Annotated in this window: 7 protein-coding genes and 2 pseudogenes; 3 read left to right on the top strand and 6 right to left on the bottom strand. The window is 31.8% G+C overall.

Annotation, left to right across the window (positions count from 1 at the left end):
- Nucleotides 1-131: 131 nt before the first annotated feature.
- The 5 genes and pseudogenes from IF125_RS14395 to hemA form a co-directional block, all read right to left on the bottom strand.
- Nucleotides 132-500: pseudogene (locus tag IF125_RS14395) on the bottom strand (IS982 family transposase); the annotation flags it as partial.
- A 656-nt stretch (nucleotides 501-1,156) separates the two neighbouring features.
- Nucleotides 1,157-2,185, bottom strand: coding sequence for a uroporphyrinogen decarboxylase (gene hemE / locus IF125_RS13765; RefSeq protein ID WP_171622430.1), 1,029 nt, complete (start codon nucleotides 2,183-2,185; stop codon nucleotides 1,157-1,159).
- The gene (locus IF125_RS13760; RefSeq protein WP_225542873.1) at nucleotides 2,172-2,849 is read right to left on the bottom strand and encodes a uroporphyrinogen-III synthase; all 678 of its coding nucleotides are present in this window, start codon (nucleotides 2,847-2,849) and stop codon (nucleotides 2,172-2,174) included. Before IF125_RS13760 ends, hemE begins: the two co-directional genes overlap by 14 nt.
- Entirely contained in the window at nucleotides 2,849-3,775 is a 927-nt protein-coding gene (hemC, locus tag IF125_RS13755; RefSeq protein WP_225542872.1) for a hydroxymethylbilane synthase, read from the bottom strand. Before hemC ends, IF125_RS13760 begins: the two co-directional genes overlap by 1 nt.
- Before the next feature lie 7 nt (nucleotides 3,776-3,782).
- Nucleotides 3,783-5,030, bottom strand: coding sequence for a glutamyl-tRNA reductase (hemA, locus tag IF125_RS13750; RefSeq protein WP_171622433.1), 1,248 nt, complete (start codon nucleotides 5,028-5,030; stop codon nucleotides 3,783-3,785).
- A gap of 195 nt (nucleotides 5,031-5,225) precedes the next feature.
- On the opposite strand from hemA, the gene IF125_RS13745 reads away from it, so the two are divergent.
- Both IF125_RS13745 and IF125_RS13740 read left to right on the top strand, forming a co-directional pair.
- On the top strand, nucleotides 5,226-6,104 hold the full coding sequence (locus tag IF125_RS13745; protein ID WP_225542871.1) for a helix-turn-helix domain-containing protein: 879 nt from the start codon (nucleotides 5,226-5,228) through the stop codon (nucleotides 6,102-6,104).
- Nucleotides 6,105-6,184: 80 nt separating this feature from the next.
- On the top strand, nucleotides 6,185-7,237 hold the full coding sequence (locus IF125_RS13740; RefSeq protein ID WP_225542870.1) for an endonuclease I family protein: 1,053 nt from the start codon (nucleotides 6,185-6,187) through the stop codon (nucleotides 7,235-7,237).
- A gap of 125 nt (nucleotides 7,238-7,362) precedes the next feature.
- On the opposite strand, the pseudogene IF125_RS13735 reads toward IF125_RS13740, so the two are convergent.
- A pseudogene (locus IF125_RS13735) lies at nucleotides 7,363-8,241 on the bottom strand (IS982 family transposase).
- Nucleotides 8,242-8,685: 444 nt separating this feature from the next.
- Here IF125_RS13735 and katG point away from each other — a divergent pair.
- Nucleotides 8,686-10,908 carry a catalase/peroxidase HPI gene (gene katG, locus IF125_RS13730; protein WP_188319768.1) on the top strand — a complete coding sequence of 741 codons (2,223 nt, stop codon included), beginning with the start codon at nucleotides 8,686-8,688 and terminating at the stop codon, nucleotides 10,906-10,908.
- Nucleotides 10,909-10,990 lie beyond the last annotated feature (82 nt).

The following is a 10,990-nucleotide window of genomic DNA, read 5'->3' as shown; positions in this document are numbered from 1 at the left end:
AAAGTTTGGCTATATTAGCCCTATCGAAAAACTAAAATCTACTTGGCCAGTTGCACTTATAACTTGAACATGGCATTTACCATTTAGAAATATTTTTTCAAATAAAATAAATATCAGTAACTCTTTATGTAATCTTTACAGATTTTTGAAGTATTCTCCTCGAGAGTTTACATACTTCTACGGTCATACTGTCAATAATGAAAAACTTCTCAAACTCATTAAAACTTCGGGCAATTTTCATTCGTAGATCATTTATCTTACTGCTCAATCTACGTTTGCGACGATTATAAACACTACGTTCTATTTTGCATTTTATCGCTTGAGGAATTTGTCGAAAAGATGATTTTCACTGTTAATACCCATAAATTCAGCAGTTAATGCAAGACTTATCAATTCCAAATCCTTCAATTTTGGAGATCGCCTTTGATAGGCAAGTTTTCATTTGATATTTTTCGCAAAACTTCCAAAATTCTTTCGTAATTTGTATTCAAGTTGTTCATTGTAAATGTTTTGTAACTAATTCAATTTTCTGATTTTCAATCAAATGAATAACTTTTATCTTTTTAATTTATAATGCACAACGAATTAATTTAGTCAATCAAGACATTAATTTAGTTGAATATTTTAAAGATTTTTCAAAAGATGAAATTCAATCTGAAGAAGAAGCTATTTTTTATAGATTTCAAAAAAATTGTAAAGCATACACTGATATAATAAGAAAATTCTCTGAAAAAAATAACGAAAACTGGATTACTTTAGAAAATTTGCCTAAATCAACAATAAATGACAAAGAGTATAAATTAATAAAATCAGCTTCTTAATTATATTATTTTGATTATGAAGGAAATAAAACAATTGTAAAAATTGAAAATAATAATTGGATTGAATATTTTATTGATGAGTCTTTTTCTAAACTAAAATTACATTGGAAGAATAATTATGATTTTAATCTAGAATTTTTAGAAAGCAATAATTTAATAAAAAAATCATTAAGTAGAAAAGGAGAAATATATCAATATAGAAATTTAAGTAAAGAATATAATTATTACTGGATTGCTTATTACACAAAAGATCTTATTACAATCGTAAAATTCAAATTATATTTTTAATAAAAAAACCTTCCATCACGGAAGGTTTTCTTATTATATCGAGTTTCTTAATCTCTCTTATAATTTACAACCGCTTCTATAAACGCTTGTGCATTTTCTACTGGAATATTCGGTAAAATTCCGTGGCCTAAATTTGCAATATATTTATAAGGACCAAAATCGTCAATCATTTCTTTTACCATTTGTTGAATAGTTTCTGGAGGAGATAACAAACGAGAAGGATCAAAGTTACCTTGTAACGTCTTTTTGAAACCAGTAAACTCGCGTGCTAATTGTGGCGTAATTGTCCAATCAACTCCCAAAGCAGAAGCTTTAGAATCGGCCATTTTCTCTAAAGCAAACCAACAACCTTTTGCAAAAACGGTTACAGGAACTACTTTAGAAACTTCGTTTACAATTTGTTCAATGTAATTCCAAGAAAATTCATCATAATCTTTTGGCGATAACATTCCACCCCAAGAATCAAAAATCTGAATCACATTTGCACCGTGTTCTACTTTTTTCAATAAATATTGAATTGTAGTTTGAGTAATTTTTTCTAATAATTGGTGTGCAGCAACTGGATTTTGAAAACAGAACCCTTTTGCTTTATCAAACGATTTAGACCCTTGTCCTTCTACTGCATAACACAACAATGTCCAAGGCGAACCTGCGAAACCGATTAAAGGAATATTATTATCCAATTCTTTTTTCGTCAAATCCATCGCTTTGTACACATATCCTAATTCTTCTTCAACATCAGGAATATATACTTTTTCTACATCTTGAGTCGTACGAATCGGATTCTCTAACCATGGACCAACTCCAGGTTTCATTTCGAAATTCATTCCCATTGCTTGTGGAACAACTAAAATATCCGAAAAGATAATTGCTGCATCCAATGGAAAACGACGAATTGGTTGAACAGTAATTTCTGCTGCTAATTCTGGCGTTTGACAACGTGTAAAGAAATCGTATTTATCTCTCAATTCTATAAACTCTGGTAAATAACGCCCAGCTTGACGCATCATCCATACTGGTGGACGTTCTACCTCTTCACCTCTCAATGCTTTTAAAAGCAAATCATTTTTTATCATTGATGTATTTTTTTATATTTTCGACAACCACTTCCACCAAAGGTGTTTGTGCAGTTATAATTTTATGATTTGGATAAACTTCTTTGATTGCAGAAGTTGTTGTATTTCCGACTGTAAAAATACGCGAACTTTCTGGAATATTATTGTGTTGATGAAATGCTTTGAATGATAACGGACTAAAAAAAGCATAGACTTCGAACAAATCATTCACTTGATAATTAATTTGTTCTGTTTGATAGGTTATAATCTGATTAACTTCGTGATTGACTTTTGATAATTCGTTTACCAACAAATCACGACGCGAAGAACCACATAAGAAATTCCATTTCGGAAGATAATTTCCTGAAATTAATTTCGGAGCTAAATCTTCTGCGTAATCTTCAACCAAAACAACTTCTCTGTTTTGCGTTTTCAGTTTTTCTGCCGTTTTTTTTCCTACAACAAAAAAATGACCATTCAACTCCAAATCTTGAATGGCATTTACAGTATTTTGACTCGTTACGATAAATTGATGAATTGAATCATCAATCTGCTCCGAAATTTCATTCGCCGAAGTCAATTCAATATCCAAAGTTGGCTTGCAAACCACCTCTACATCAGCTCCAAATTCTTTTTTAAGAAGCGAAGACGGAATTAACTTTGTAAATAAAACTTTTGTACGCACTATTTCGTTCCGATTTCTTTTTTAATTTGTTCAATCATTTTTCCTGCACCTTGTGCAATACATTCTTCAGCAAATTCGCGACCTTTCGTCAAATACTCATTTGCTTTAAATTGTCTTTCGATTGAAATCATTTCTTGTCCATCAATGGATAAAATTGCTCCTTTGAACGAATAATTTTCTTCATCGATTTTTTCAACTAATGCTCCAATTGGTGCTGTACAACCTCCTTCTAAAACATTTAAGAATTGACGTTCTACTGTTGCAAACAATTCGCATTGAGGATTATTAATATCACTCAAATCAAAACCTTCTTTGGCTACAATTCCCAAAATTCCTTGCGATGGCGCAGCAATCATCCAATCAATCACTTTATAATGAAGACCTTTTGCAGCTAATTCATCTAAAATTTCTGAACGATCTAAACCTGCAAATGCAAACACTGCACCGTCCCAATCTTGATTATCTTGTAATTTTTGTAAACGTAATTGTACATTTCCACGTAAATCTACAATGGTATCATTAGGGTATTTATGATTCCAAAAGGCTTTACGGCGCAAAGAACCTGTTGCGATAATACGGTGTTCTTTCTCGAAAATATCTTCCGATTTGTACACTAAAATATCAGCAGAACTTGCACGTTCCGGATAAGCTATCAATTCTAATGTTTCAGGTAAAATAGTTGGCACATCTTTTAGAGAATGTACCGCAATATCTACTTGATCATTCAACAATGCAATGTCCAATGAACGTGTAAAAACGCCTGTTAATCCTAACGAATAAATGGGTTGTTTTAGGTTTGCATCACCTTCAGAAGTAATCGGAACGATTTCTGTTAGATGACCCTTCGCTTCTAAAATCGAAGCTACTTTATTGGCTTGCCAAAGTGCTAAAGGACTTTGACGTGTACCAATTTTTATTGTTTTCATGATGGTATTAAGCTTGTTTTAAATGAAACATTTTTTCGATTAACTGAATTGTTTCGTCTGCATTTTCTTTATTTTCGATCAAATAAGAGGCAAACTGATTGGTAATTTTTTGAATTACTTTTTCTGTTAAAATCGTTTCATTTTCGTCGATGTTTACATTATCTTTTTTCAAGTTATGTAAAGCAAAACTTTGAAAAAAGTCTAATCTATCTTTAAAAGATTGAATCGCAGGAACTAATTCTCTGGTTTCTAACCATTCGTAAAATTCTGTTGAGTGTTCTTCGATAATTGCCAAAGCTTCTGGAATAGAATTACGACGTTGCGCAATTGTATCATCTACCATTTTTGACAATCCATCTACATTTACTAACTGAATAGATTCGCGAGAAGCCAATGTATGAATTACATTTTCTGGAACTGACATATCAATAATTGTCATCTCTTTATCAAATGCAATCATTTCTTCGGTAATGGTATAACTACCTGCTCCTGTTGCTACAATTAAAATATCTGTGTTTTGTAATTCTTGTTTTAATTCGCTGTGATCTTTTACTGTAATATCATATTTCAGTCCAAGAACTTCCGCTTTTTCTTTTGTACGGTTGATTAATGTAATATTTGTGTTTGGATAATGTTTGACCAAATTCGCACATGTATTACGACCAATTTTACCAATTCCGTATAACAAAATATTTTTGTCTGTTAAATCTCCTTGGGTAGCTTGAATAAAATTCACTGCTGAATAAGCGACAGATGCAGAACCATTACTTAAAAAAGTTTCGTTTTTGACTTTTTTACTAATTTGGATTGCAGTATTCACTAAACGCTCTAAAAAAGCATTGGATGTGCCTTGTTTTTTGAAACGAGAAAACCAAATTTTGATTTGACCTATGATATCAAAATCACCTAAAATTTGACTTTCTAAACCTGACGATACGCGAAATAAATGATTAATCGCCTCTTCACCTTCTTTTACCATCATAAATTGACGGAAATCTACTGCATTACCTTCTGTGTATTTACAATATTGCTCAACGATTTGATCTTCACTTTCAGCAAAACCATAAAATTCAGTACGATTACAAGTTGATACAATAAAAAAGTTTTCTAAACCATTCGATTTAGAATCTTTTGTAAATGTTTCTACTTGTTCTGGAAAAAATGTAAATTTACCTCTTGTTACGGCATCTGCTTTTTCATAGCTGATTCCGATAACGTAAAATTTTTCTTCCGTTTTATTACCTCTAATTGTCATTTCTTCAAATACTGATACAAAAGTAGGTTCAAAAGCATTGCAAAAATAACTTTAAAAGGGAAAAGTAACGCTAAAAATTAAAGTTTCCTTTTTTAGAATAATTATAAATTAAAGTTTATATTTGTACGTAAACCTCTATAAAGAGCGCAATTGACAAATGTCACGTTTTTTATGTGATAAACCTCATTATTCGAAATGAAATTAAAAAATACCCATAAAAGTAAAATCAACGAGTATAAATTATCGACTGACGTATTTATCGCTCAAATAGACAACTTTACAGCATCTACAGATACTATTTTGAAAGGAATAGACAAACGTTATATACAATTCTATTTTTGTACAAAAGGTTCGCTGACATTTAATTTTAATAATGGTATTTACAAAATCAATCTGCACGAAGGTAAAAGTTTTTTGTTCTATTATCCAACTTTAGATATTCCGTTATCATTAAATATCAATGCAGAGAGTAAAGTTTATATTGTTGTGTTATCTATTAAAAAATTGCATCAATTGTTTGCTGAATACCAAATTCAGAATAATTTGATTTCAACAATGACACAAGAAAAGTTTTACATTGAACGAGAAATTAGTCCTTCGATAAAATTAGTGTTGAATCAGATTGAGCAAATGAAACTTTCGCCACAGTTTCAAAATTTATTTTTAATTGGAAAAATGTATGAATTGTTTACACTTTATTTCTCTGAAATAGAAAGTAAAAGCGAGCATTGTCCATTTCTGAATAATGAAAACGAAGGAAAAAGAATTAAAGAAATTAAAGATTATTTATTAGCTGATTTCAAAAATCCACCAACTATTAAACAGCTTTGTGAGAAATTTTCTATTTCTGAATATCATTTAAAAGAAGGTTTTAAAGAACTTTATGGTACAACCGTTTATGGTTATTTGTTGGATAAAAAATTAGAATATGCGTTGCATAAATTAGAAGAAAATCAATTAATGGTAAAAGATATCTCTTTTGAAATTGGTTATGAAAACCCATCTCATTTTATTTCAGCTTTTAAGAAAAAATATGGTTTAACACCTAAGCAATATATCAAACAATTTCAATAATAAACGTAGTAGAATTAAGCACTTCATCTTTTTTTAACTATTTATAAATACTTATATTTGCTAAATATTTATAAATAATTATGAGAAAATATCTACTTCTTTTATTTCCTTTTACGCTTTTTGCGCAAATTCCTGCTTATTATGAAGGAATTGATTTTAAACAAAATGGAAAAATTGTAAAAGAAGATTTACATGATTTAATTGCTGCGTCTCATCGCGCTGTAAATTATACACCTGGTGTTTGGAATATTTTGGATAAGTCTGATTTAGACTTAGATTCTGAAGGGCGTGTTTTATTAATCTATGGTTTTACAGATGATTCATCAATTTATTCAGAACAACGTACACGAGATGTAAATAACAAAAATAACTCATCAGGAGGGAGTACAATTGGAAAATGGGAACGTGAACATGTGTTTCCAAAATCTTTGGCTTCTCCAAAGTTAGAAACAAGCTTTCCTGGAACAGGTACAGATGCACATAATTTACGCGCTGTTGATAGACAGTTAAATTCTAAACGAAGCAATAATCCTTTTCGTGAAAAATGGGTACAAGACGTGACAGGACAAGCCAATTTAATCAATAAAGCTTTTTATCCAGGTGATGAATGGACAGGTGATGTTGCACGTATTATTATGTATATGTATTTGCATTATGGTTTGGAAACAGATCCTCAAAATGTGGCTTATAATCCAATATCAAGCAATGAAGATGGTATGCCAAATATGTTCTTAAAATGGAATGTAGAAGATAAAGTTTCAGAATTTGAAAAAGTACGAAACGAAATTATTGGTGAGATGCAAGGTAGTCGTAACCCTTTTATCGACAATCCTTATTTAGCTACATTAATTTGGGGAGGAGAAAAAGCTGAAAATACTTGGTCTGAGTTATCTTCTAATGATTATGATTATCAACAAACACTTGTAGAAGTTTTTCCAAACCCAACAAATGATAGAATAAAAATAAAAGCTAATCATTTTGATTATGCTAATTTATATGATTTTAATGGTCGCTTGCTTGGTATTGATTTAGGTGCTGAAGTAAGTCTAAAACAATTTCCTAAAGGAATGTACATTCTATCTATTCATTTAAAAGATGGAACAATTGTCACAAAAAAAGTAATTAAAAAATAAATGTAACGTCCTGAAAAAATGATACAGGATTAGACCAATAAAATTTTATTTTAAACAGTACATATATTCGTATTTGTACTATTTTTCTTTTTGTACGATTTTGGTATTAAAACCCGTTGTGCATTTTAAACAATACTGACTTTTAGGTTATTGATATTTCGCTTAAAATATTCTTTGTTAATGAACTGTACAACGGTTAAAGTAGTTATTTTAGCCAATAATCTTGTTTAGAAGCCTTCAAAAGTTTTTGCATAATTGCGTCTAATCATAAACTGGTCACAGAGTTGTGAGAAAAGTGTTTCAATCCTTTTTCGCTGTTTTTTGAATAAATAAAACTGTGGCTTGTAGTCCTTTTGATTAACTCTTTTCGGAGTTTCGAGTTCTATATTGGCATATTTAAATAAATCAATCTGAATCTCAGACGACAAGTAGCCTTTGTCTCCAAGCAAGGTACAATCGGATAATTGTTCTCTGATATCTTTTAAATAATGGATGTCGTAAACGGAAGCAGGACTTAAATCCACACGTTGAAAAACTCCATTTATCGAACAAACTGCATGAAGTTTGTAGCCATAAAAATGCATTTTCTGAGAAGCACAAAAGCCTCTGTTTGGATAGCAATAGTCGTTATCTTTACAGATTTTTGAAGTATTCTCCTCGAGAGTTTACATACTTCTACGGGCATACTGTCAATAATGAAAAACTTCTCAAACTCATTAAAACTTCGGGCAATTTTCATTCGTAGATCATTTATTTTACTGCCCAATCTACGTTTGCGACGATTATAAACACTACGTTCTATTTTGCATTTTATCGCTTGAGGAATTTGTCGAAAAAGATGAATTTCGCTGTCAATACCCATAAATTCAGCAGTTAACGCAAGACTTATCAATTCCAAATCCTTCAATTTTGGAGGTCGTCTTTGATAGGCCAATAGGTTTTCATTTTGATATTTTTCGCAAAACTTCCAAAATTCTTTCGTAATTTGCATTCAAGTTGTTCATTATAAATGTTTTGAAGTTAATTCAATTTACTGATTTTCAGTCAAATGAACAACTTTTATCTTTTTAATTCATAATGCACAACGGGTTTATAAAAGAAACCTTTTTAATCTGAACGAATATAGGTGGATTGATGTATAAATAAAAACGATAAAATAAATTATAATCTCAAAAAAAATCAGTTTTTTTTGTAAATAACTGATTTTTTTTGTGCTTTACAATTACCAATATCGGAGTTATTATTTCTTATCACGGTAGGATCAATGAGTGTAACAGTTAAATGTAGTTAATTAATTTTTCGCTTTATAATTAATAACTATTTAATTTGCACTTGGTATAAGATAAATTGATTAGTTAATAAAACAATTTGATTTTTAATTGATAAGACAAATTATTATATTTATGATATTTACCAAAACAAAATAATAAACATAAAAATATTAATCAATGGAAAATCAAGGAGGAGATATCTCAAAATGTCCATTTCATAATGGTCAAATGGATACAACGCCAGTTGGAGGATTGGGAACACAAAATAAAGATTGGTGGCCAAATCAATTAAATGTAAGTATTTTACGTCAACATTCAAATAAATCAAATCCATTAGGAGAAGATTTTGATTATGCGGAAGAATTTAAAAAATTAGATTTAGAAGCGATTAAGGCAGATCTTAAAACCTTGATGACAGATTCGCAAGATTGGTGGCCAGCAGATTTTGGTCATTATGGTCCATTGTTCATTCGTATGGCTTGGCACAGTGCAGGAACTTATCGTGTACAAGACGGTCGCGGTGGAGGTGGAGAAGGGCAACAACGATTTGCACCATTAAACTCTTGGCCAGATAATGTGTCTTTGGATAAAGCGCGTCGTTTGATTTGGCCAATTAAACAAAAATATGGGAACAAGATTTCTTGGGCAGATTTAATCATCTTAGCAGGAAATGTAGCTTTAGAATCTATGGGATTCAAAACACTTGGTTTTGCAGGTGGACGTGCTGATGTTTGGGAGCCAAATATTGATGTATATTGGGGATCTGAAAAAATTTGGTTAGAAGAAAGTGGGGGAGCAAACAGCCGTTATAGCGGTGAACGTGATTTAGAGAATCCGTTGGCTGCAGTGCAAATGGGATTAATTTATGTGAACCCTGAAGGTCCAGATGGTAACCCAGATCCATTGGCTTCGGCAAGAGATATTCGTGATACGTTTGCACGTATGGCGATGAATGACGAAGAAACTTTAGCGTTGATTGCAGGTGGACATACTTTTGGTAAAACACATGGTGCAGCATCTGCTGATCACGTTGGTGATGATCCTGAGTCAGCTGATCTTGAAATGCAAGGTTTAGGTTGGAAAAACTCTTATGGAACTGGAAATGCTGGGGATACAATTACATCTGGAATTGAAGTGACATGGACAAGTAAACCAACAGAATGGTCGAATTTATTCTTGAGTTATTTATTCGGTTTCGAATGGGAATTAACAAAATCTCCTGCAGGAGCATATCAATGGGTAGCAAAAGATGTAGGAGAAATTATTCCGCATGCGCACGATGCTTCGAAAAAATTAAGACCAACAATGTTGACTTCTGATATCGCATTACGTGTTGATCCAATCTATGAAAAAATAGGTCGTCGTTTCTTAGAGCATCCTGAAGAATTTGAAGATGCTTTCCGTAAAGCATGGTTTAAATTAATTCACCGCGATATGGGACCAGTTTCTCGTTATTTAGGTGCAGATGTGCCAAAAGAAACTTTCACTTGGCAAGATCCTATTCCAGCAGTAACACACGAATTGATAGATGAAAATGATTGTGAAAATTTAAAAGCACAAATTTTAGATCTTGGTTTAACAGTTTCAGAATTAGCTGGTACAGCTTGGGCTTCGGCTTCTACATTCCGAGGATCGGACAAGCGTGGAGGTGCGAATGGAGCACGAATTAGATTAGAGCCAATGAAAAATTGGGATGTGAACAACCCAATTCAATTAAATAAAGTATTGAAAGCATTAGAAGGTGTGCAAGCATCGTTTAATGCAGTAAATTCATCGAAACAAGTGTCTTTAGCAGATTTGATTGTTTTAGGTGGAAATGCAGCCATCGAAAAAGCAGCAAAAGATGCTGGTAAAACAATTTCAGTTCCATTTGCAGCTGGTCGTGCAGATGCTTCACAAGAAGAAACAGATGTAGAGTCTATCGGTTGGTTAGAGCCAATTGCAGATGGTTTCCGTAATTACCGTAAAAAGAAACGTCAAGGTGTTTCGACAGAAGAATTATTGATTGATAAAGCACACTTATTAACGTTAACAGCGCCAGAATTAACAGTTTTAATTGGTGGTTTACGTGCAATTAATATCAATTATGATGGTTCGAATCATGGTGTTTTAACAGATCGTCCTGGTCAATTAACAAATGATTTCTTTGTGAATTTATTGGATATGGGTACACAATGGAAAGCAAAAGATGAAACGAAAGAAGTTTATTTAGGTTCTGATCGTAAGACAGGTACACCAAAATGGACAGGAACTCGTGCTGATTTGGTATTCGGTTCTAATTCTGAACTGAGAGCTATTGCTGAGGTATATGCACAAGAAGATGCACAAGATAAATTTATGAAAGATTTTGTTGCCGCTTGGAATAAAGTGATGAATGCAGATCGTTTCGATTTGAAGTAATTAGTATGTAACGTCCTGAAAAAATGATACAGGATTAGACCAATAAAATTTTATTTTAAACAGTACATATATTCGTATTTGT

It is taken from the genome of Empedobacter stercoris (assembly GCF_020281205.1).
GTDB classification, from domain to species: Bacteria; Bacteroidota; Bacteroidia; order Flavobacteriales; family Weeksellaceae; genus Empedobacter; species Empedobacter stercoris.
The sequence above is the reverse complement of the archived record's forward strand: the minus strand, read 5'-3'. Positions and strand labels throughout refer to the sequence as shown.

What these genes read in the sequence shown, in the direction of transcription:
- hemA (WP_171622433.1), bottom strand. Translation starts at nt 5,030, where the DNA reads ATGACAATTAGAGGTAATAAAACGGAAGAAAAATTTTACGTTATCGGA.
- IF125_RS13745 (WP_225542871.1), top strand. Translation starts at nt 5,226, where the DNA reads ATGAAATTAAAAAATACCCATAAAAGTAAAATCAACGAGTATAAATTA.
- katG (WP_188319768.1), top strand. Translation starts at nt 8,686, where the DNA reads ATGGAAAATCAAGGAGGAGATATCTCAAAATGTCCATTTCATAATGGT.
- hemC (WP_225542872.1), bottom strand. Translation starts at nt 3,775, where the DNA reads ATGAAAACAATAAAAATTGGTACACGTCAAAGTCCTTTAGCACTTTGG.
- hemE (WP_171622430.1), bottom strand. Translation starts at nt 2,185, where the DNA reads ATGATAAAAAATGATTTGCTTTTAAAAGCATTGAGAGGTGAAGAGGTA.
- IF125_RS13740 (WP_225542870.1), top strand. Translation starts at nt 6,185, where the DNA reads ATGAGAAAATATCTACTTCTTTTATTTCCTTTTACGCTTTTTGCGCAA.